Annotated in this window: 20 protein-coding genes; 7 read left to right on the forward strand and 13 right to left on the reverse strand. The window is 65.2% G+C overall.

What is annotated here, in order from left to right; all coding sequences use genetic code 11:
* The first annotated feature begins 5 nt into the window (after positions 1-5).
* Positions 6-2,306: an FdhF/YdeP family oxidoreductase gene (locus tag VLA65_RS06845; RefSeq protein ID WP_332602094.1), complete on the forward strand. Its 2,301-nt coding sequence runs from the start codon at positions 6-8 to the stop codon at positions 2,304-2,306.
* A gap of 29 nt (positions 2,307-2,335) precedes the next feature.
* On the opposite strand, the gene VLA65_RS06850 is transcribed toward VLA65_RS06845, so the two are convergent.
* Together VLA65_RS06850 and VLA65_RS06855 are read right to left on the reverse strand one after the other, a co-directional pair.
* Positions 2,336-2,593, reverse strand: a complete 258-nt coding sequence (locus tag VLA65_RS06850) for a mycoredoxin (protein ID WP_059389319.1) — start codon at positions 2,591-2,593, stop codon at positions 2,336-2,338.
* A 126-nt stretch (positions 2,594-2,719) separates the two neighbouring features.
* Positions 2,720-3,109 (reverse strand): hypothetical protein, encoded by a 390-nt coding sequence (locus VLA65_RS06855; protein WP_059389318.1) that lies wholly within the window; start codon positions 3,107-3,109, stop codon positions 2,720-2,722.
* 205 nt (positions 3,110-3,314) lie between these two features.
* On the opposite strand from VLA65_RS06855, the gene VLA65_RS06860 reads away from it, so the two are divergent.
* Positions 3,315-4,514: an MFS transporter gene (locus VLA65_RS06860; protein ID WP_059389317.1), complete on the forward strand. Its 1,200-nt coding sequence runs from the start codon at positions 3,315-3,317 to the stop codon at positions 4,512-4,514.
* On the opposite strand, the gene VLA65_RS06865 is transcribed toward VLA65_RS06860, so the two are convergent.
* The 3 genes from VLA65_RS06865 to trxB all read right to left on the reverse strand — a co-directional run bounded on the left by VLA65_RS06865 (position 4,504) and on the right by trxB (position 8,156).
* Entirely contained in the window at positions 4,504-5,751 is a 1,248-nt protein-coding gene (locus VLA65_RS06865; RefSeq protein ID WP_332602095.1) for an APC family permease, read from the reverse strand. The genes VLA65_RS06860 and VLA65_RS06865 overlap by 11 nt on opposite strands.
* 4 nt (positions 5,752-5,755) lie before the next feature.
* Positions 5,756-7,006, reverse strand: a complete 1,251-nt coding sequence (locus VLA65_RS06870; protein ID WP_059389316.1) for an Nramp family divalent metal transporter — start codon at positions 7,004-7,006, stop codon at positions 5,756-5,758.
* A gap of 172 nt (positions 7,007-7,178) precedes the next feature.
* Positions 7,179-8,156, reverse strand: coding sequence for a thioredoxin-disulfide reductase (gene trxB, locus VLA65_RS06875; protein ID WP_307052987.1), 978 nt, complete (start codon positions 8,154-8,156; stop codon positions 7,179-7,181).
* A 66-nt stretch (positions 8,157-8,222) separates the two neighbouring features.
* Here trxB and VLA65_RS06880 point away from each other — a divergent pair, with 66 nt between their 5' ends.
* Positions 8,223-8,741 (forward strand): GNAT family N-acetyltransferase, encoded by a 519-nt coding sequence (locus VLA65_RS06880; protein ID WP_332602096.1) that lies wholly within the window; start codon positions 8,223-8,225, stop codon positions 8,739-8,741.
* A gap of 32 nt (positions 8,742-8,773) precedes the next feature.
* Here the strand turns inward: VLA65_RS06880 and VLA65_RS06885 are convergent, their stop codons facing one another.
* Positions 8,774-9,466: an NUDIX domain-containing protein gene (locus VLA65_RS06885; protein WP_306959544.1), complete on the reverse strand. Its 693-nt coding sequence runs from the start codon at positions 9,464-9,466 to the stop codon at positions 8,774-8,776.
* Positions 9,467-9,512: 46 nt separating this feature from the next.
* Here VLA65_RS06885 and VLA65_RS06890 point away from each other — a divergent pair, with 46 nt between their 5' ends.
* Positions 9,513-10,271 carry a DeoR/GlpR family DNA-binding transcription regulator gene (locus VLA65_RS06890; RefSeq protein ID WP_332602097.1) on the forward strand — a complete coding sequence of 253 codons (759 nt, stop codon included), beginning with the start codon at positions 9,513-9,515 and terminating at the stop codon, positions 10,269-10,271.
* Positions 10,272-10,283: 12 nt separating this feature from the next.
* Here the strand turns inward: VLA65_RS06890 and VLA65_RS06895 are convergent, their stop codons facing one another.
* The 3 genes from VLA65_RS06895 to VLA65_RS06905 all read right to left on the reverse strand — a co-directional run bounded on the left by VLA65_RS06895 (position 10,284) and on the right by VLA65_RS06905 (position 13,685).
* On the reverse strand, positions 10,284-10,880 hold the full coding sequence (locus tag VLA65_RS06895) for a TMEM175 family protein (RefSeq protein ID WP_332602098.1): 597 nt from the start codon (positions 10,878-10,880) through the stop codon (positions 10,284-10,286).
* A 73-nt stretch (positions 10,881-10,953) separates the two neighbouring features.
* Positions 10,954-11,997 (reverse strand): NAD(P)-dependent alcohol dehydrogenase, encoded by a 1,044-nt coding sequence (locus VLA65_RS06900; protein ID WP_306959550.1) that lies wholly within the window; start codon positions 11,995-11,997, stop codon positions 10,954-10,956.
* A gap of 125 nt (positions 11,998-12,122) precedes the next feature.
* The gene (locus tag VLA65_RS06905) at positions 12,123-13,685 is read right to left on the reverse strand and encodes a CehA/McbA family metallohydrolase (RefSeq protein WP_306959551.1); all 1,563 of its coding nucleotides are present in this window, start codon (positions 13,683-13,685) and stop codon (positions 12,123-12,125) included.
* A 232-nt stretch (positions 13,686-13,917) separates the two neighbouring features.
* On the opposite strand from VLA65_RS06905, the gene VLA65_RS06910 reads away from it, so the two are divergent.
* A complete protein-coding gene (locus VLA65_RS06910) occupies positions 13,918-14,160 on the forward strand; it encodes a hypothetical protein (protein WP_284988254.1) in 243 nt (80 codons plus the stop codon).
* A 90-nt stretch (positions 14,161-14,250) separates the two neighbouring features.
* On the opposite strand, the gene VLA65_RS06915 is transcribed toward VLA65_RS06910, so the two are convergent.
* From VLA65_RS06915 to VLA65_RS06930, 4 genes are all read right to left on the reverse strand, one after another.
* Positions 14,251-14,862: a DUF305 domain-containing protein gene (locus tag VLA65_RS06915; protein ID WP_306959555.1), complete on the reverse strand. Its 612-nt coding sequence runs from the start codon at positions 14,860-14,862 to the stop codon at positions 14,251-14,253.
* A gap of 136 nt (positions 14,863-14,998) precedes the next feature.
* Positions 14,999-15,430 carry a hypothetical protein gene (locus VLA65_RS06920; protein ID WP_332602099.1) on the reverse strand — a complete coding sequence of 144 codons (432 nt, stop codon included), beginning with the start codon at positions 15,428-15,430 and terminating at the stop codon, positions 14,999-15,001.
* Positions 15,431-15,523: 93 nt separating this feature from the next.
* On the reverse strand, positions 15,524-16,351 hold the full coding sequence (locus VLA65_RS06925; protein ID WP_059389307.1) for a slipin family protein: 828 nt from the start codon (positions 16,349-16,351) through the stop codon (positions 15,524-15,526).
* Between the two features lie 207 nt (positions 16,352-16,558).
* Positions 16,559-16,744: a hypothetical protein gene (locus VLA65_RS06930; RefSeq protein WP_059389306.1), complete on the reverse strand. Its 186-nt coding sequence runs from the start codon at positions 16,742-16,744 to the stop codon at positions 16,559-16,561.
* A 98-nt stretch (positions 16,745-16,842) separates the two neighbouring features.
* On the opposite strand from VLA65_RS06930, the gene hrpB reads away from it, so the two are divergent.
* Together hrpB and VLA65_RS06940 are read left to right on the forward strand one after the other, a co-directional pair.
* Positions 16,843-19,557, forward strand: coding sequence for an ATP-dependent helicase HrpB (gene hrpB, locus VLA65_RS06935; protein ID WP_332602100.1), 2,715 nt, complete (start codon positions 16,843-16,845; stop codon positions 19,555-19,557).
* A gap of 69 nt (positions 19,558-19,626) precedes the next feature.
* A complete protein-coding gene (locus tag VLA65_RS06940; protein ID WP_284988318.1) occupies positions 19,627-20,379 on the forward strand; it encodes a M50 family metallopeptidase in 753 nt (250 codons plus the stop codon).
* Positions 20,380-20,400 lie beyond the last annotated feature (21 nt).

Raw genomic sequence — 20,400 nt, forward strand, 5'->3', positions numbered from 1 at the left:
GAACAATGGACAAGAAGCCATCGGTTGTTCACGATTCCGATGCGGACCTCACCGTTGGACCGCCGAAGCGATCGGCCGCGGGTTTGCCCAGCCTGGTGGACTCCTTGCCGCGTGCGGTGAGCCAGATGGGGCCGTCCCGCACCTGGAAGTCCCTGCTGGCAATGAACCAGAAGGACGGCTTCGACTGCATGAGTTGCGCCTGGCCGGATCCTCCCGAGCGGAAGCTGGCCGAGTTCTGTGAGAACGGTGCGAAGGCCGTCGGGTGGGAGGCTGATCCGCTCAAGGTTCCGTCCGGTTTCTGGGACGAGAACGACGTCGAATCCCTCGCCCAGCGCTCGGAATACTGGCTGGGACAGCAGGGCAGGCTCGTTGAACCCGTCTACAAACCCGCGGGTTCCAGCCACTACCGTTCCATCAGTTGGGACAATGCGTTCCGGATTGTGGCCCGTGAGCTGAACGCCCTGGAATCGCCTGACGAAGCGACCTTTTACACGAGCGGGCGGACGAGCAACGAAGCCGCGTTTGTCTACCAGCTCTTCGTCCGGGCGTTCGGAACCAACAACCTGCCCGATTGCTCGAACATGTGCCACGAGTCCACGGGGCTTGCCCTCGGTGAGACGCTCGGCGTCGGAAAGTCCGCCGTCAGCTACACGGACTTCGCCAAGGCGGATTTGATCATCATCATGGGCCAAAACCCGGGGACCTGCCACCCCCGGATGCTCACCGCGTTGGAGGAGGCAAAGCTCGCTGGTGCCAGCATTGTGGCGGTGAACCCGCTCCCCGAAGCCGGACTCATCAACTTCAAGAACCCGCAACGTCCCCGTGGGCTGGTGGGCAAAGGAACGGACTTGGCGGACCAGTTCCTGCAGATCCGCCTCGCAGGAGACATGGCGTTGCTTCAGGCAGTCTCCAAGCGGGTTCTGGACGCGGAGAAGGCAGCGCCGGGGGCGGTACTCGATCATGCGTTCATCGAGGAGCACTGCCAAGGACTCGAAGAGTTCCAAGCCCACATCGACGAGCTGGACGAGAAGGACGTCCTTGCCGCGACGGGCCTAAGGACCGAGGAAATCGACGAGCTCGCATCCCGCTACCTGCGTGCGGAGAAAGTCATCATCACCTGGGCGATGGGCCTGACCCAGCACAAGAAGGCCGTGTCCACCATCAAGGAGATCGTCAACCTGCTGTTGCTCCGTGGAAACATCGGCAAACCCGGCGCCGGACCGTCGCCGATCCGTGGGCACAGCAACGTCCAGGGCGACCGCACCATGGGCATTTGGGAGAAGATGCCCGAACCATTCCTCAACGCCCTGCAGCAGGAATTCGGCTTCGACCCGCCGCGGCACCCCGGCGTCGATTCCGTGGACAGCATCCGCGGCATGCGGGACGGCAGGATCAAGGTGCTCGTAGCGCTCGGTGGAAACCTCGTGCACGCAATGTCTGACACCACTGCTGCCGAGGCGGCCGTCCGCAAGACCCGATTGTCAGTCCAGATCTCCACGAAGCTCAACCGTTCCCACGCCGTGGTGGGGGAGCAAGCGATGATCCTGCCGACCACCGGCCGTACGGAAATAGACCGCCAGGCCGGCGGAGAGCAGTTCGTCACCGTCGAGGACACCGTCTGCGCGGTTCACCGCTCGGCGGGAAGGCTGGAGCCGATTTCGGACAAAGTCTTGTCCGAAGTGGCGATCGTATGCCGCATGGCCGCCACGGTACTCGGCGACAAAGTCCCTGTGGACTGGCGAAGTTTCGAAGCGAACTACGACTCAGTGCGCGAACACATCTCCCACGTGGTGCCTGGCTTCGAGGACTTCAATAAGAAAGCCCGGAGCCGTGACGGTTTCGTCCTGCCCCACGGCCCCCGGGACGAGCGGAAGTTTCCCACCGCCACCGGGAAAGCGATGTTCACTGTCAACGACCTTGAGACCATCCATGTCCCGGAGGGGCGCCTGCTGCTCCAGACGGTGCGCTCCCACGATCAGTTCAACACGACCACCTACAGCATGAACGACCGCTACCGCGGCGTGAAGAAGGGCCGCATGGTGCTCTTTGCGCACAGCGACGACCTGGCTGACCTGGGCCTTGCCGACGGCGGCTATGTGGACGTCCACAGCGAAGCCGACGACGGCGTGGACAGGGTCCTGCGCCAGCTGCGGTTGATCGCGTACCCCACGGCCCGCGGTTGCGTGACTGCCTATTACCCGGAGGCAAACGTCCTTGTACCGCTGGATTCGACCGCCGAGGGCAGCAACACTCCTGCGTCCAAGTCCGTGGTGGTGCGCCTGGAACCAGCCGCACCACCGGGATAACTCAGCCCGGATAACCCAGCTCTGGAGGTTCAGGCGGCGAGGCGCGCTTCGACCTCGGCTGCGGACGGGTTGGTGGCCGCGGTTCCGTCCGGGAAGAGGACCGTGGGGACGGTCTGGTTCCCGCCGTTCAGCTTCTCCACGAGTTCGGCAGTGCCCTCGACCTCTTCGATGTTGATCTCGTTGTAGCCGATGCCCTTGGCGTCCAGCTGCTTCTTCAGGCGGTTGCAATAACCGCACCAAGTGGTCGAGAACATAGTGATGGTGCCGGATTCGGGGGTGAAGTCCACGGATTCTCCTGCCGTCGTTGTTTTGAACTACTCGCATCAACGGTAACCCGGCAGGCACTATTCCTTCGCGCGCATGTGTCACATGACACGCAAGGGCGAATCGGTCATGGATTTGGGCGCGCGGTCCTAGAGCGACTCTTCGACGGTGACGCCGGACTGGAACTCACGGCCGTCGGCTTCACTGAAGGCCGTCATCACATGTCCCTTGCCAAGGCCGTTGATCGCCGAGAGGGGGAAATGGCCGGTAATAGTGTTCCCCGAGTGCTCGACACCCTTCAGGTCGTAGTTCTCTTCGGCGCTTTGGTCGTGGTTAAAGGAGAAGAAGGCGATCGCCTCCCCGTTCATGAACTCGATACCCAGTCTTCGCTGAGAGGAATAGTCCGGAGTCGCCGCGACCAGGCCTACGACATAGGCGCCGGAACCAGGGATGTTGCCCTCGATCTCGAACTTCGCCACGAGCGTGGCTTCCGTGGCGGTTACGCTGGCCTGCTTCAGAAGTGCCTCATGGATGCTCATGGCTCAATCCTGCTCTGTGCGACCTCCGCCGTCCACCCCTGATTCGGGTTTTGTCAGAGCCCCGCCGCCGGCCGGATCCTCTCGGGCCCGCGGCCAAAATCCGTCTTGACAAGCCGGAAGACCTGCCGATACAGGTACCGGCAGGGCCTCCCTCACGGCCGGGAAGGCTTCTAGGGTTGAGGGCGTGGATAACCCGAATGGAAGCATGAAGCGATTGCTCGTCCCGTCTGCGGCGCTGTTGTGGGGGTTCCAGTTCGCGTTTCTCAACCCCGCGCTGGCACTCCTGCTGGTGGCGCTCTTCAACGCCACCCCGGCCGAGGTGGGGTGGGTCCTCGCGGTCTACAATGCCAGCGGCTTCGTCGCTTCCCTTCTTGTGCCGGCGTATGCCGACCGTGCAAACGACTACTTGCGCCCCATGCTGGCCTGTGGCGTCCTGACCCTGGCGCTGTCCACCCTCCTGGCCATGAGCACTTCGCTGCCGCTCGCCGTCGTGGGCTTGATAGTCCTTGGCGGCCCGGCAGGGGTCGGAAGCTCGCTCTTGTTCGCCCACCTCAGGCACTCAGGCGCCGGAATGAGCGACGTGATGAACACCCGCGCGATTGTCTCTTTCGCCTGGGTCGCGGGACCGCCCCTCGCGACATTCATCATGGGCGCGCTGGGCAATCGGGCCATCCTGCTCGCGCTTGGTGTGGTGGCCGTCCTCAACGTCACCACGACTGCTGCCATGATTTCCCGACGGCGCGCTGCCTCCGACGAGAATCGTCCCAAGGCCCATGCCGAAGAGGATGGGCACCCGTTCTCGAAATTCGGGGTCGCTGCCGTCGTCTTCGCCTTTGTCGCCTTGCAGGCCACCAACAGCGCCGCTGTGTCCATCATGAGCCTGTTCGTGACTCAAGGGCTCGGTGTGGATGTCATCTGGGCGGGCATCGCGCTTGGCGTGTCGGCCGCGCTTGAGATACCTGCGCTCTTCCTGATCGGGCGGCTGGCGCGCCGCTACTCCAGCCGGGCGCTCATCGCCTCCGGATGCGTGGCCGGGATCGCCTACTACGCGGGCATGGCCTTTGTCTCCAACCCCGCCACCCTGATTGCGCTCCAGGTCCTGAATGCCTGGTTCTTCGGGATTGTGGCGGGCGTGGGGTTGACGTTGTTCCAGCGGCTGATTCCCCGTCCCGGCCTGGCTTCGGGGCTCTACACCAACACGCGCCGCGTCGGCGCTATCGTCTCGGGCCCCATCATCGCCTTGGGATCGACGACGGCGCTCGGCTACCAGGGCATCTTCGCGGCTTGCGCCGCACTCACGGTCTTGGCCCTGCTTGTCATTGTCCTGGCCGGGCGGACGTCGCGGCGAACGCTGCCGAAGGAACTTCCTGCTGGCCCTGCGCCAACCCATGACGCTATCGCTTGAGCCTCGCGACGCGCAGGAGGATGCCTGCCGCGAACATGAGGACGCCCACGGCCGCCGATAGCGGCGGGAGCGTGCTCACGAGGACCACACAGGCCAGGGCTCCGAACACCTGGAGCGCTTTGGGGTATCGGCGGTCTTCGGCCGGTTGGGTATACGCCGCAATATTGGCGACCAGGTAGTAGATGAGGACGCCGAACGAGGAGAAACCGATCGCGCCGCGCAAGTCGGCGAACGCGACGATCACGCAGATCACGACGGCGAGAGTGACCTCGGCCCGGTGCGGGACACGGTACCGGGGGTGGACGGCGGCGAGCCAGTGCGGCAGGTCGTGGTGCCTGGCCATTGCCAGGGTGGTCCGGCCCAAGCCCGCGATGAGGGCCAACAGTGCACCGAGGGAGGCGACGGCGGCTCCCGCGCGGACCGCCGGGACGGCCCAGGCTAAGGTCCCGGCTCCGACCGCGGCAGCGAGCGGCGTCGGGGTGGCAGCCACACCGTCCGGGCCGAGCGCGGCAAGGAGAGTCACGGCGATGATGGCGTAAATGACGACGGCGATGCCCAAGGCGATCCCGATGGCACGCGGAATCGCCCGGCGGGGGTCCCGGACTTCCTCTCCCATCGTGGCGATCCTCGCGTAGCCTGCGAAGGCGAAGAACAGCAACCCTGCGGATTGGAGGATCCCGTACCAGCCGTGCGCAAGCAGTCCGTCCCCGGGGATGTTGGCCGGAGACGGGGCAGAGCCGCCCCAACACGCTGCCACCCCGACGGCGAGGGCCGCCAGCACTGCGAGAACCAGAATGCGGGTCAGGCCAGCCGTGCGGGTCACCCCGTGATAGTTCACCGCGGCGAGGACGACGACGGCGGCGATGGCCACGGGACGTTCCCACCCGGGAGGGGCTGCGTAGGCGGCGAATGTCATGGCCATGGCCGCCGCGCTGGCGGTCTTGCCGATGACGAATCCCCAACCGGCCAGGTATCCGGCCCAGGGTCCCAGCCGTTCACGGCCGTAAATGTAGCTTCCGCCCGACGTCGGGTACGCGGCGGCGAGCTGGGCGGAGGACGTCGCGTTGCAGAATGCCACAGCCGACGCGATGACGAGCCCGATCAGCAACCCTGATCCTGCGGCGGAAGCGGCAGGAGTGAAGGCGGCGAACACGCCGGCGCCGATCATCGAGCCCAATCCGATCACGACCGCGTCGAAGGTACCCAGCCGACGGGCCAGGCCCTGGGGGTTGCTCATGGGACTAGGACTTCCCCGTGACTGTCAGGACGATGAGGACGCAGTTGAGTCCCACGATCAGTGCAGCGCTGGTCCACCCGGCAATCCTCAATGGCGTGGAATCCGTGTGGATGCCCATGACCTCGCGCTTGCCGGTGAGCCGGATCAGCGGAATCAAGGCGAAAGGAATGCCGAAGCTCAGCAGGACTTGGCTCAGCACGAGTGCCAGCGTGGGTTCGATGCCCGCGCCGAGAATGACCAGCGCCGGGACCAGCGTAACCACCCGGCGGAGCAGCAGGGGTATTCGGATCTTAAGGAGCCCGCCCATGACCGTTGCTCCGGCGTAGCATCCGACGGACGTTGAAGCGAGGCCTGAGGCAAGCAAACCGATACCGAAAGCCACGCCGATGATCGGACCAAGGGCAGATGTCACAGCGGCATGGGCACCGGCGATCGTGTCGGTTCCTTCGACTCCCCGCAGGCTGGACGCGGCCAAAAGGAGCATGGCGATGTTCACGACCCCGGCAAGCACCAAAGCCCCCACGACGTCCACGCGGGTGATCTTGATGAGCCGCGTCCGTTCAGCGGGGTCCTCCGAGAAACCATGCCGGTCGCGGGCCAGCGCTGAATGCAGGTAGATCGCATGCGGCATGACCGTGGCGCCGAGCATGCTCGCGGCAAGAAGGACAGTGTCCGTGCCCTCGAATCGCGGCACCAGACCCGCCAATACGCCGCCGGTCTCCGGGGGATTGACGAAGAGACCCGACACGAAACCAACGGCGATGACGGCCAAGAGCATCATGATGGCGTATTCAAAGGACTTCTGGCCCCGTGACGACTGGAGCGCCAGGAGCAACATGGAAGCCACTCCGATGATGATGCCGCCCATGAGAAGTGGCAGTCCGAAGAGGAGGTTGAGGGCCACGGCTCCGCCGATGACTTCGGCCATGTCGGTAGCCCCGGCCACCACCTCTGCCTGGACCCAGAACAGTCTGCGACGGTGGGTTCCCAAGCGTTTGCCCAGGAGCTCAGGAAGGCTGTGCCCGGTGGCCAAACCAAGTTTCGCCGATTGGTACTGCACCAGGACCGCCATGATGTTCGCCGCTACCAGGACCCACACGAGGAGGTAGCCGTAATTCGCTCCCGCGGTGAGGTTTGCCGCGACGTTGCCCGGATCGACATAGGCGATCGCAGCCACGAAAGCCGGCCCCAACAGGAGCAGCCGGGACTTCCACCGGGGTTTGCTCGCCGGTCGCTCAACAATCGTGGCAGCCATGGTTTCCTCAACAGCGGGGATACGGACATGATGAGGATACCGTTAAGTTAGGCATACCGAAAAGTAGCTTTTAGGTGCAGCTTGATAAGCTCGCGCTTTGCCCAACTAACTAGCAGTAAGTGTCGCTTTGAGCCCTCAAAACGACACTTACTGCTAGTTAGTTGGGTGCGGCTCAGGCGTGGGTGGGTTCTTCCACCAATGCCGTGGCGATGCTGTCCGCGTCATCGAGTGCGGCGAGGTACCGTTCGGCATCCAGGGCCGCGGCGCAACCCGTGCCGGCGGCCGTAATGGCCTGGCGGTAGCGGTGGTCCACGGCGTCGCCGCAAGCGAAAACTCCGGAGAGGTTGGTAACAGTGGTGGGGGAATCCACCTTGATGTAGCCCTCGGCGTCGAGTTCCACCTGTCCTGCGACAAGGTCCGTCCGCGGGACATGTCCAATGGCCACGAATATGCCCGTAGCCGCATGTTCACGCGATTCACCGGATCGTGTGTCGGCCAGGGTAACCCCGGTAACCTTGGCGTCGCCGTGGATCGCCGTGATCGCCGAGTTCCATGCGAAGCGGATTTTCGGATTGTCCTTGGCCCGTTGGGCCATGATCCGGGAGGCCCTTAGCTCTTCCCTACGGACGACGACGGTCACGGTCTTCGCGAACCGGGTCAGGAACATCGCCTCTTCCATGGCGGAGTCGCCGCCCCCCACCACGATGATTTCCTGTTCGCGGAAGAAGAAGCCATCGCATGTGGCGCACCATGAAACGCCGTGTCCGCTCAGCCTCTTCTCTTCGGGCAAGCCGAGTTCTTTGTAGGCGGAACCGGTCGCAAGGATTACGGCCGGTGCCTCGTGGGTGTCGCCGGAGCCGGTGACCACGCGCTTGAGGTGCCCGGCCAGCTGGACTTGAGTGACGTCGTCGAACACTATCTTCGCGCCGAAGCGCCCGGCTTGTTCCTGCAGGCCATCCATGAGCTCGGGTCCCTGGATTCCGGCGGGGAATCCGGGGAAGTTTTCCACCTCCGTGGTGTTCATCAGCGCGCCGCCGGCGGTGACTGATCCAGCAAGGACGAGGGGGCTCAGGCCCGCCCGGGCGGCATAGATTGCCGCGGTGTAACCGGCGGGGCCGGATCCAATGATGATCAGTTGTTCTTTGCTCATGGGACAAGTGCAACAAGGTCGGGGGATTCAATCAAGGGCTCGTCAATCCATGTGCATAATGGGTGAATGTTCAGCGAAGCCGGAGCCGTCCTGATCCGGCCCATGAATCCCGAGGATTGGCCCTCGGTCCGTGCGATTTTCACGGAGGGTATCGAGACCGGGCAGGCAACCTTTGAAGCGGCAGCCCCGGACTGGGAGCAGTTCAACGCGGGCCGCCTTCCCGATCACCGATTCGTCGCTGTTGCATCCGGCCTCGTGGTGGGGTGGACTGCTGTTTCCCCTGTGTCTGCGCGCCCGGCATATGCCGGTGTCGTCGAACACTCTGTCTATGTCGCCGGTTCTGCGCGCGGACGGGGAGTTGGAGGCCTGCTGTTGAAAACGCTGGCTGCGTCGACCGAAGAGCACGGCATCTGGACCATCCAGTCGAGCATTTTCCCCGAGAACCAGGCCAGCATCCGCCTTCACGAGGCCAACGGATTCACCATTGTTGGCCGTCGCGAACGCATCGCACGCATGAGCACAGGGCCCCTTGCCGGCCAATGGCGCGACACGCTCCTGCTTGAACGGCGCTCACGCCGGGTCTGAGCGGCGCGGTCTGAGGGGGGGCCGAGGGTGGCTTATGGCACTTGGCAGAGGCCGTTGAGGGCCGCCCACTGAAGGAGCATGATCGACTTTCCGTCCACGATGCGGCCGTCGTCGATCATGGCGAGGGCATCGGAGAAGGCAATCTCGATGGTTTCGATGTCCTCGCCCTCCGCGGCTACTCCGCCGCCGGGGCCTGTCTGGTCCGCCGGGGTGTAGGGCGCGACGTAGAAGTGCAGCCGTTCGGTGACAGATCCGGGGCTCATGTATGCGTCGAAGACGTGCCGCAGCGTTCCGACGTCGACGCCGAGTTCCTCGCTTGCCTCGCGCCGGATGGCCGTTTCGGGATCGTCGTCGTCCAGCAATCCGGCAGCAGCCTCGATCAGCATGCCGTCCGGATGATCGTTGACATAGGCCGGAAAGCGGAACTGCCGCGTGAGCAGAACCGTGCCCCGGCCGGCGTCGTACAACAGAATCGTTGCTCCGTTCCCCCTGTCGTAACTTTCGCGTTGCTCGGTGACCCATCGGCCGTCCCTGCGGCGGTAGTCGAAGGTGGTGCGACGCAGCACGTGCCAACCGTCGGAAGTCACTTCGACGTCGCGCACCACCACGGCGGGATTGCGGTCGAGGCCCCGGCCTGCCTGGTCGAGGCCGGTGCGGCCGCGGTGGTCGGGGACATCAATTCCAGGACGCAACGTCGTGGGAGGGGCATCGATTCTCGGAGTCATCCCGCTAGAATAGTGCATGATCGTGCAACATCAGGAAGGAACGCGCATGCTTGCTGCCGAACGGCACCAATTTCTCCTCTCGCGGCTTGCGGCCGATGGCAAGGTGATCGCCAAAGACATCGCCCGTGAACTCGGCCTGTCCGAAGACAGCGTGCGCCGCGATCTGCGCGAGCTTGCCGCGGCCGGGCTCTGCCAGCGTGTATACGGCGGTGCGCTGCCGGCTTCTCCTGCGATTGCCGACTATGCCACCCGCGCTACGGTCGAGCCGGAGAGCAAGGGGCGCATTGCTGCCTGCGCCGCTTTGATGATCCAGCCGGGTTCCGCCGTGATCCTCGACGGCGGCACCACCACCCTCGCGGTGGTCCACGCGCTGCCGGCGGAGCTCGACTGCACTGTGATTACCCACAGTCCGACCATCGCCTCGGCGCTTGTCGAGCATCCCCTCATCGAGGTGTTCCTCCTCGGGGGCCGCTTGTTCAAGCACTCTGCCGTGACCTGCGGGGCTGCGGCCGTCGAGGCCACCCAGGCCGTTTCCGCCGAGTTGTTCTTCCTCGGTGTCACGGGAGTCCACCCAGACCACGGGCTGACCACCGCCGACGCAGACGAAGCCGCGATGAAGCGTGCCCTCGCCGCCCGTGCGGCAGATACGTACGTCCTTGCGAGCGCCGAGAAGATCGGGGCCGTTTCGCGCTACTCGGTGTTGCCTTTCGCCAGCGTCGCCGGCCTCATCACCGATGCGCCAGCCAACGATCCCACCATGGGGGAGCTCTCGCGCCTTGGCGTCGCCCTTGTGGGCGCTGGATAAGCGGGCTTGCCCCTACCCGGACCGGTCCTCGTGTGCACGGGTGACGAAGTGTTCAACGCGCCGGTCCGGAACCAGCCAGATCATGGCCACGACGGTGTACGCGGCGACGGCGAGCAAGGGATGGAGGAAGCAGAGGCCAAGGCCGGCCACATAGATGAGCGGCGACGTCTTCCCCTTCCAGTCCCGGCCGATCGCCTGGGCGAGCGCACCCTGCCGGCCCTGGCGCCGGATCAACGACTGCTGCAGGACGTAGTAGGCAACGGCGGCGCAAAGCAGGTTGAAACCGTAAGCCAGCACCGGGACCTCGGCGAAGCCCGACTCATCCATCCAACGTGTGCTGAACGGGAAGAGGGATATCCAGAACAGCAAGTGCAGGTTCGCCCAGAGAATTCGGCCGTTGACCCGATCCGCCAGATGGATCATGTGGTGGTGGTTGTTCCAGTAGATCCCCACGTAGACGAAACTAAGCAAATAGCTGAGGAACGTGGGAAAGACGCTCAGCAAGGCATGCCATGTCGGTTCCGCGGGCACCCGCAGCTCAAGCACCATGATGGTGATGACGATCGCGAGGACGCCGTCGCTGAATGCCTCAAGCCGGTTCTTGTTCATCGCATTGCCTTCATGGGGACATCATCGTTGCTGCGGACTCCCGCGGCCAAGAGATTACGCCCGCCCTTCCCGCCTAGCCCAGCGTGGAGGCATCAATGACGAAGCGGTACCGCACATCGGAGGCGAGGACCCGCTCGTAAGCGTCGTTGATCTTCTCGGCCGGGATGACTTCGATCTCGGCCCCCAGCCCGTGTTCGGCGCAGAACTCGAGCATTTCCTGGGTCTCCCGGATGCCCCCGATCGCCGATCCGGCGAACGAACGCCGGCCCCCGATGAGTGCGAAGGCGTTGACCGGCAGCGGTTCCGCCGGTGCGCCCACGTTCACCAGCGCGCCGTCGAGCGCCAGCAACTGAAGGTAGGAGCTGATGTCGATCGGGGCGCTGACGGTGTTGATGATCAGGTCGAAGGTCCGCGCGAGCTTTTCGAAGGTGGCCGGCTCGCTCGTGGCGAAGTACTGGTCCGCGCCCAAACGCAGGCCGTCTTCCATCTTCTTGAGCGACTGGGACAGCACCGTCACCTCGGCGCCCATGGCGTGCGCGAGCTTGACGGCCATGTGGCCCAGCCCGCCGAGCCCGACGACGCCGACCTTCTTGCCCGGTCCGGCACCCCAATGCCGGAGAGGCGAATAGGTGGTGATGCCTGCGCACAGCAGGGGAGCGGCGGCGTCGAGCGCTATCCCTTCGGGGATCCGCACCACGAAGTCCTCGGTCACGACGACGTGGGTGGAGTAGCCGCCCTGGGTGATGGTGCCGTCGCGGTCAACGGCGCCGTAGGTCCCGGTCATGCCTTTCAGGCAGTATTGCTCCTCGCCCTTGCGGCAGTTCTCGCATTCGCGGCAGGAGTTGACCATGCAGCCGACGCCGACGCGGTCGCCGACCTTGTGGCGGGTCACGTCGGAGCCGATTTCGGTGACGATTCCGGCGATTTCGTGGCCGGGGGCGAGCGGGTAGGACTGCGGTCCCCAGTCGCCGCGGACTGTGTGGATGTCTGAATGGCAGATGCCCGCGTACTTGATCTCGATGAGCACGTCGTGGGCACCGACGTCGCGGCGCTCAATGGTGGTCGGAACGAGGGCTTCGCTTGCGGACGGGGCGGCGTAAGCATTGACGGTCAGCATTATTCTCCTGTTGGTGGACGGAGGATTGGCACTATCCATCCAACAGGAGAATTCCGACATGAGGGAGTCCCTGCTGGTAGGGGTACTGGCAGGGACTCCCTCAACGGAATGGGATCCGTTGCGGACTAGCTGGCGCCGAGGAAGATCGGGTTCGTCAGCGCTGCCATGGGACCGAGCGGGATGACTGTTCCCATCTCCGTGCCGCTGCCGGATGTTCCGTCGATCTTCGGATGCCGGACCTCAACGCGCACGTAAGCCGCGAGCTGCGGGGTGGTGACCCAGGTGCTCGTCCCCTGGCCCGACGCGGGAAGCGTGACCTGCTGGGTCTGTCCTTCATCCGTGATGAAGCGTACGACGCCGTTCGGCACGCCGGCGATTTTCGCCGTCACCGTGACGGGGGCACCTGCCGCGACGTTGAGCCGCTCGCCCACGGTCGCGCTCTTGCCGCCGGACGTGACCTGGAAGTCCACTGAGACGTCAGCCGACTCGGCGATCCAGTTCCGGCCATTGCGGATGCCGTCCAGCAGGGCATCGCGGGACAACGCTGCGGCGTTGACCACGTTGTGCGGGAAGCCAATGACCTGCGGGACGCTGTGGGCGTCGCTGTTGCCCATCGCCGGGAGCCACCGGCCACCGGTACGGACGGAGTGCGCGAGCATCGAATCCCAGGTGTTGACGGAGGACTCGTCGTCCAGGGTCCACGGGCCCGTCCATACCTCAACCGCATCGGCGTCGTCATAGCCGAACTTCCAGCGGCAGGCGACATACGGGCAGTACGGGTGAGCCGGAACAACAATTCCGCCCGAGGCGTGGATCCGCTGGGCTTCCTGCTCGAACCCCTTGTCGCGGGCACGGTAGCGCCAGTCGATCCATTCGCCCGGCTCCAGGCCGAGCGCGAGGTAGTGGCCGTTGCGCGTGGTGACTTCCTCGCCCGTGAGGATGAGCAGGTCGTTGCCGGCAAGCGGCCCCCAGACGCCGTGCGATGCCGGCGTGTTGTGGTCCGTCGAGATCATGAAGTCGAGGCGCGCGGCGCGGGCGCCGGCTGCGACGTCCTCGGGTGTGCGCTTTCCGTCCGAGTAGACGGTGTGCAGGTGGGCGTCCCCGCGGTACCAGCCTGCGCCGCGGCCGGCAATCTGCTGCGGCGGATACTGGGGCTTGAAAGGGGCGACGTCGGGTCCGTACTCAAGCGTAACGTTCACCGTGTAGTCAAGGCCCTGCTCGGCCACCTGGTACGGGCCAAGAACGACATTCCACGTGCCCTTCCCAATCGGCCCCGGCAGGTAACCCGGCGTCGTGTCGCCGGCGCTGATGCTGAATTCGGTGCGGAAACCACCGGACCAGCCGCGGAATCCCTTCCCGGCGAGGTCGGTACCCTTCTCATCGAAGATTCCGATGTCGCAGGCGTTCGTGAGAAGTCCGGAGGCCACCTGGGGCTTGCTGTAGGTGTACGAAACGCTGATCTTGTTGACGCCGGCCGGGACCTCGATCGGCAAATAGACGAAGTCCGCTGCTCCCGGATCCAGATGGCCGGTGATCGTCTTGCTCTTGCTGGTTCCGGTAGCGGCTGCCGCGAACGAAACCGGGGCCAGGGTCAGAGCCGCGCCGGTCAGTGCGGCGGCCAGGAAGCCGCGCCGGGTAGAGGAAAAGGAGACATTGTCGCCCGAATGGGCTTTGCATGGTGAAGTCACTCACTCGATGTTGCACACCGTTACTGAACAGTAGGCAACGGAACCAAGAACGCAGCATGAAAGCGGGAGTGTCAGCAAGCGGAGTCCATTCAGTGGACCCGTCGTCAATTGGCCCTTGCCACGAGCCATGCCCGGCCTTACTGTTCTTGGCATGCACCAAGGGCTGGGGCGACGGCGCAACCATTCCCATGTACCGAACAGGACGGTGTTTTAGATGTGCGATATTCCGGGTTTGATCAGTCGCCTTGAAGCCCAAGACCTCGCTCGATTGCGCGAGGCAGGCAAAGAAAAGCCCCTGGAACCGGGGATGATCGCCGCTATTGATGCCGCGGCCGGCGGGCCGGGCGAGGGCCGCGGGTACTACGTGGTCAGCGGTTCCCTGTATCCGATCGAAGCCAGGGACTACCACCTCAGGGAAGATGTGGCGGAGGCGCTGTTCGCGGCGGAAGGAACATCCGTAGGCGCCACGGCCTAGGCCCGGGGACGCCGTAACCCAAGCCGCAGGCACCGGCCCACACTGGAAAAAACAGGTGGGCCGGCGGTGTGGTCTGGAGGGTGCTTGTGACTACAGCGCGCCCAACAGCTCCTGCATTTCCTTGATCTCGGCCTCCTGCGCCGTCACGATGTCCTTGCCGAGTTTGAGGGCATCGGCGTTCTTACCGTCGGTGCCTTCCTTCTGCGCCATGGCCACGGCCCCTTGGTGGTGGGCGATCATGTGGGTCAGGAACAGCCTGGCTGCATCCCGGCCTTGGGCGGCCTCGAGTTTCGTCATGTCCTCGTTGTCCACCATTCCGTTCATGGTGTGGCCGCCCGACATCCCCGCGGGCTCGTTCCAGTCCTTGAGCCAGCCGGTCATCTTCTCGATCTCCGGGCCTTGGGCTGCCTTGATCCTGCCGGCGAGCGCAGTCACTTGGGCAGGGATGCCGTTCTTGGCGAGTATGACGTCGCTCATCTGGACGGCCTGGGCATGGTGGGGGATCATCATCCGGGCAAACTCGGCATCCGCCGCGTTATGGTCTCCCGCGGTCGCCGCGGCCGGGGATGCGGCCGAACCAGACGAAGAGGCGCTTCCGTGGTCCATTCCCGGCATGCTGCTGCCGCCGGTTCCGGCCGAGCAGCCGGCGAGCGCGATTGCTGTGGCCACGGTAAAGGTGGCGAGGGTCAGGTTTTTTCTCATGGTTTTGGGGTCCTTCAATCAATCAGCCTGCAGAAGCGCGGCTGCGTGGGACGCGCACAGCAAGCCCACTGTGTGGGGCGGCGCGTCAGGGTGGAGTCTTGTGCAGCGGGCCGGCAGCCCGGTGCGGCGGTGGATTTTACGTGCGGCTGATGCAGAGATCGCCCGGGGAAGGACTACCCGGGCGGTGCGAATATCCGGAGACCAGGGTACCGGCCTCTGACGTGCCCGCATTGGCGTAGGGCGGGACACCTGGTAGGGGTGCTGTCAGGGTGTTATGGCCCGGAGCGGGGACGCAGACGGCGTGCAGGGCCGACATCGTGGTGCACGTGCCCGGGCTTGCGCACGACTGCGCCGGAGATGAATCCGCGTGCTGAACTATGTGCGACGGGCCGATGACAGTGGCGGGGCCCACGACGGCGGACTGGCCCATAGCCGGGGTGGCGTGCATGCTGTGCCCACCCGCCATGACATGCATCCCGACGATTCCGCCGATGATCGCGAGCAGTCCTGCCAACAGGCCCGTGCGGAGGAGGAAGGCGGTGGCGCGGCCCCGTGAGGGGTCGGTCATGGTCTTCCTCCTTCCGTAGCTTGTTCGCCCGGTTCGCGGGCTTTACGACGGCTTCAACGAGTATAGGCGCCGTTCAGTTTCATTCTGCCGCACTCACCCTGCCATCGTCCGTCCTGTCATGGTCCTTGGTGGTTGCGCGGCTTTCGCGGCGGCGGCTTCGCGGGCCAGGAATGCTCCGAGCTCGCCGATGGTGCTCATCAAGGGAGCCGGGAAGACGACCGTGGTGTTCTTGTCCACGCCGATCTCCACCATGGACTGCAGGTTGCGCAACTGCAGGGCCAGTGGATGGGCCATCATGGTGTCAGAGGCCATGCCCAGCGCGGCAGCGGCCAGGGACTCGCCTTCGGCGGCGATGATCTTGGCGCGCTTTTCACGCTCGGCCTCGGCCTGGCGGGCCATGGCGCGCTTCATGCTGTCCGGCAGTTGGATGTCCTTGAGTTCCACGAGGGTCACTTCGACGCCCCATTCCAAGGTCAGTCCGTCCAGGATCTGGCGGATGTTGGCATTGATGACGTCCGTTTCTGCGAGCGTTTCGTCGAGCGTGTGCTGACCCACCACCTTGCGCAGCGTGGTTTGTGCGATCTGGTCGATCGCGGCGTAGACGTTTTCGATGGCCAGGACGGACTTGATGGCGTCCACCACCCGGAAATACGCGACGGCGGAAATGTCCAGGCTGACGTTGTCCCGGGTGATGATGCCCTGGGACTGGATCGGCATGGTGACGATCCGCAGGGAGACCTTCCTCAGGCGGTCGACGAACGGGATGATGATCACAAGGCCCGGGGTCCGGAGGCCCTGGATCCTCCCAAGCCTCAACAGGACACCGCGCTCATACTGCGTGACAATGTGGACGGCCATCGCAAACCAGATGACCAGCAGGACAATCAAGACAATCAGCCAGGTGATGGCGTCCGCTGTCATGGCCGCACACCGGCTTCGTCGCTAAGTGCTAATGCGTTCATGGCGGAGATCCTTCGGTGGCAGTGGAGGGAAAAGGGAGCCCACTTTCCGCAACGAGGCAGGCGAACCCGCTTACGTTGTATCTCCAGTAAATACCTTGGATTCGCCGAGTTGTAGGGCCACAAATGAAAGGAACGCCCTCTGGGACGTTCCTCTCAATTTCGTGGCTTAGACCCTTTCGCGGGTCCGGTCGATAACCGGCTCCGGATCGTTCCTGAACTCACGGTAGCGGCGTGGGAAGGCCCAGAACATGAAGTCCTTCGCGTCGACCTTGGGCTCAGGGCGTTCCTCGGGTTCCTGTGAGGCATCTTTCCTGGTGTCCCGCCGGAAATCCTTGTTGTAGCCGTAGCACATCACAGACCTCCTTCTAGCAACTGCCCTTTAATCGTCCTCCCGATTCGGCAAGCAGTCCACCTTTCAACGGCTGATCCGCTTATAGGCACAATGGAGGAGTGAAATCCCCACCCGTTCCCCGGAATGCCGCGCTCGCATGCCGCCCTTTCGACCTGGACACCATCGGCGAGGGACTCGTCTTCGGAGAATCGCTGGGGGAACTCGCCAAAGCCCTCGATACAAGGGGAACGGCAGGAACCGCCGTCGTGCAAGCGCCCCCGGGGACCGGCAAGACGACGCTCGTGCCGCCCTTGCTTGCCAACATCCTGCTCGCCGACGGCGCGGCCGGCGCGGTGACCGGAAGGCAGCGCCCCCGGGTGATCGTGACCCAACCACGGCGGGTCGCCGCACGCTCAGCGGCACGGCGCCTCGCCGCCCTCGACGGCAGCCGGCTCGGCGAACGGGTCGGATACACGGTCCGCGGCGAAAGCCAGGCGGGCCCCGGGACCATGATCGAGTTCGTGACTCCCGGAATCCTCCTGCGCCGCCTGCTCGCGGATCCGGGGCTTGAGACCGCCGGGGCTGTGATCCTGGACGAGGTCCACGAGCGCGGCCTGGAGACGGACCTGTTGCTCGGAATGCTCATCGAGGTCCGCGAACTGCGGGAGGACCTCACGCTCGTCGCGATGTCCGCAACCCTCGACGCGCCACGGTTTGCCGCGCTGATTGGAGGCGCCGGAGAAGGCACAAGCGGAAAGCACGACGGCGGCGGGCCGGCACCCGTCGTCGACTGTCCGTCCGCGCTGCATCCCTTGACGGTGGACTGGGCGCCCGCGGCAGGTCCACGGTTGGACGGACGCGGCGTGACCCGCGCCTTCCTGGACCATGTGGCGGACACTGCCGCGGCGTCGTACGCGGACACCCTCGCAGCTGATCCGGACATCGACGCCCTGGTGTTCCTTCCTGGTGCGTGGGAGGTCTCCCACGTCGCGTCCCGGCTGCGCGCCAGACTGGCTGCGAGGGCCAGGGACGTGGAGGTATTGGAGCTTCACGGCCAGGCAAGCCCGGCCGAACAAGACCGGGCGGTCTCCGGCAGGGAGCCCGGCGGATCTCCCCGGATTATCGTCTCGACTGCCCTGGCCGAATCCTCCCTGACCGTTCCGGGAGTGCGGCTGGTCATCGACGCGGGGCTGTCCCGTGAACTGCGGCGCGACGCCAACCGCGGCATGTCCGGCCTGGTCACGGTCTCCTGCTCCCGTGCCTCCGCCGAACAACGCGCAGGACGCGCTGCACGCCAAGGGCCAGGACGAGTGGTCCGCTGCTACGAGCACAAGGCATACGGCGCCGCACCGGCCCACCCCACACCGGAAATTGCGGCCGCCGACCTGACGGGCGCGGCCCTCGTCCTCGCGTGTTGGGGATCGCCGGGTGGCCGGGGGCTCGCACTTCCGGACTCCCCGCCCCAAGGTGCGATGGACGATGCCATTGAAGTGCTGCGGGAACTTGGCGCCATCGACGCGGACGGACTTGCCACGGACGTGGGGAAGACCCTGGCCCGGATCCCCGCCGATCCACGACTGGCCCGCGCATTGCTGGATGGTGCCGCCACTGTCGGGCACCGGGCGGCTGCCGAGGCTGTCGCCCTCGTGGCAGGGGATCAACGGGCTCCCGGAGCTGACTTGACGCGCCTGCTGGCCACACTCCGGGCAGGCAAGGACCCCGCGGCCCGGCGTTGGGCCGAGGATGTCCGCCGCATGGAGGCGATCGCACGCCAGGAGCGATCCGGCGTCGGGCCTTCCCTGACCGCACCGCCGAGCCTGCCTTCACTGGCGAGTCCTGCCGAAGCCTTGGGGTTCGTGGTCGCGCTTGCGTTCCCCGACCGTGTTGCGCGCCGCGTTCCAGGCACCGGCCCTGAACGCTACCTGCTGACGTCGGGAACACGTGCCGGGCTGCCGGCGGGCAGTCCGCTCGCCGGCCACGATTGGCTCGCTGTGGCCGAGGTATCCCGTGCGGACGGCCGGGATGCGGCAGGCACTGGCGCCGTCATCCGTTCCGCTGCACCTTTGGCGGCGGATGCGGCGGAAGCTGCCGCCAGCCACCTCCTGAGCGATACGGTGGAAGCCGAATTCACGCAGGGCCGCGTCACCGCCAGGCGGGAACGGCGGCTGGGTGCGATTCTGCTTTCGTCGACGCCCGTACGGCCCACCATCGACGACGGTCGCGCTGCCGTAGCCCGCGCCCTGGCGAAAGAAGGCCTGGGGACCATTGGCTGGTCGATGGCAGCCGATACCTTGCGCCGGCGACTGGCTTTGCTGCACAGGGAACTGGGCGATCCATGGCCGGACGTCTCCGAGCCCGCCTTGCTGGCCAGGCTGGAGAAGTGGCTGGCACCGGAGCTCGAAGCGCTCGCAGGAGGCGCTGCGACGAACGGGATCGACCTGGCCGAGCCGTTGCGGCGGCTTTTGCCGTGGCCCGAGGCGGCCCGGCTCGGTGAGCTGGCGCCGGAATGGCTTGAGGTGCCGAGCGGTTCCCGGGTGCGGATCGACTATCCGGACGTTGCCGACGACGACGGCCGGCCGGTCGTGGCGGTCAAGTTGCAGGAGTGCTTCGGCTGGGCTGCGACGCCGCGCTTGGTAGGCGGACGGGTGCCGGTGCTGTTCCACCTTCTTTCTCCGGCCAGGCGACCGCTGGCCGTGACAGATGACCTGGCCTCTTTTTGGTCCGGCCCGTACGCCCAGGTCCGTGCGGAGATGCGCGGGCGCTATCCGAAGCATCCCTGGCCCGAGGACCCGTGGACAGCGCCAGCAACGGCCAAGACCAAGCGGAAGATGTGACCCCGGCTTGCCGGTGGTTCCAGCTGGCTGGGAGGCGTTCACAGGCTTTTTCTTTAGGATGCCACGGTGATGAACATGGAATTGCGTCCCGCTGACCTTGCCAACGACTGGTGGCAGGCCGTGCTGCGGGGATTCACCACACAAGAGGTCCCGAACCTTGCGACCCCTGTTGTGCTGGGCATCCTGGCTGCTGCCGTCGTACTGAGCATCCCGCGCGCCACCTGGCGCTGGTTTGGCCTTTATGTGACCTTCGTGCATGAACTGGGCCACGCGTTCGCTGCCCTCATGACGGGGCGGGTCGTCCACGGGCTCCGGATCGGGCTGGACCACTCCGGACAGCTCCTGAGCAGCGGGCGCGGCAAATTCGGCGCAGCCTGGTCCGGGTTCTGGGGATATCCGAGTCCCGCCGTGGTAGGCGTGGCGCTCATCTGGTCCGTGTCGGCAGGGCGGTCCGGGGCAGCCATGTCCATCGGCGCGCTGGTGTTGCTGCTCGCACTGATCTTTCTGCGGAACTTCACGGGAATCTTCGTGGCGCTCCTCAGTGCCGCGATTGCCCAGTTGCTTGTCATGTTCGCCACTCCCTCGACGGTAAGCCATGTGGTACTCGGACTTGGCATAGCCCTCGAGGTGGGCGCCGTGCGGGATTGGTTCAAGGTGGCTTCGGTCCACACCCGTCGGCGCGACCGGCTCGCGTCGTCGGATGCCTACATCCTGGCCCGGTCCACGGGGGTGCCGTCCTTGCTGTGGCTCGTGGCTTTCGCCGTTGTCATCGCAGCAAGCGCGGTGTTTTCCCTTCGCACGGTGTGGGGCATGCTCTCCTAAGGCTGCGGTTTCGGCACGGAC

The sequence above is a fragment of the Arthrobacter sp. S2(2024) genome, from assembly GCF_036662515.1.
GTDB lineage: Bacteria > Actinomycetota > Actinomycetes > Actinomycetales > Micrococcaceae > Arthrobacter.

Bases quoted from the DNA above. Each gene is read 5' to 3' on its own strand.
- VLA65_RS06845 (WP_332602094.1), top strand. From the start codon at position 6: ATGGACAAGAAGCCATCGGTTGTTCACGATTCCGATGCGGACCTCACC.
- VLA65_RS06855 (WP_059389318.1), bottom strand. From the start codon at position 3,109: ATGAGCATCCATGAGGCACTTCTGAAGCAGGCCAGCGTAACCGCCACG.
- VLA65_RS06860 (WP_059389317.1), top strand. From the start codon at position 3,315: ATGAAGCGATTGCTCGTCCCGTCTGCGGCGCTGTTGTGGGGGTTCCAG.
- VLA65_RS06865 (WP_332602095.1), bottom strand. From the start codon at position 5,751: ATGAGCAACCCCCAGGGCCTGGCCCGTCGGCTGGGTACCTTCGACGCG.
- VLA65_RS06870 (WP_059389316.1), bottom strand. From the start codon at position 7,006: ATGGCTGCCACGATTGTTGAGCGACCGGCGAGCAAACCCCGGTGGAAG.
- trxB (WP_307052987.1), bottom strand. From the start codon at position 8,156: ATGAGCAAAGAACAACTGATCATCATTGGATCCGGCCCCGCCGGTTAC.
- VLA65_RS06880 (WP_332602096.1), top strand. From the start codon at position 8,223: ATGTTCAGCGAAGCCGGAGCCGTCCTGATCCGGCCCATGAATCCCGAG.
- VLA65_RS06885 (WP_306959544.1), bottom strand. From the start codon at position 9,466: ATGACTCCGAGAATCGATGCCCCTCCCACGACGTTGCGTCCTGGAATT.
- VLA65_RS06890 (WP_332602097.1), top strand. From the start codon at position 9,513: ATGCTTGCTGCCGAACGGCACCAATTTCTCCTCTCGCGGCTTGCGGCC.
- VLA65_RS06895 (WP_332602098.1), bottom strand. From the start codon at position 10,880: ATGAACAAGAACCGGCTTGAGGCATTCAGCGACGGCGTCCTCGCGATC.
- VLA65_RS06900 (WP_306959550.1), bottom strand. From the start codon at position 11,997: ATGCTGACCGTCAATGCTTACGCCGCCCCGTCCGCAAGCGAAGCCCTC.
- VLA65_RS06915 (WP_306959555.1), bottom strand. From the start codon at position 14,862: ATGAGAAAAAACCTGACCCTCGCCACCTTTACCGTGGCCACAGCAATC.
- VLA65_RS06920 (WP_332602099.1), bottom strand. From the start codon at position 15,430: ATGACCGACCCCTCACGGGGCCGCGCCACCGCCTTCCTCCTCCGCACG.
- VLA65_RS06925 (WP_059389307.1), bottom strand. From the start codon at position 16,351: ATGACAGCGGACGCCATCACCTGGCTGATTGTCTTGATTGTCCTGCTG.
- VLA65_RS06930 (WP_059389306.1), bottom strand. From the start codon at position 16,744: ATGTGCTACGGCTACAACAAGGATTTCCGGCGGGACACCAGGAAAGAT.
- VLA65_RS06940 (WP_284988318.1), top strand. From the start codon at position 19,627: ATGAACATGGAATTGCGTCCCGCTGACCTTGCCAACGACTGGTGGCAG.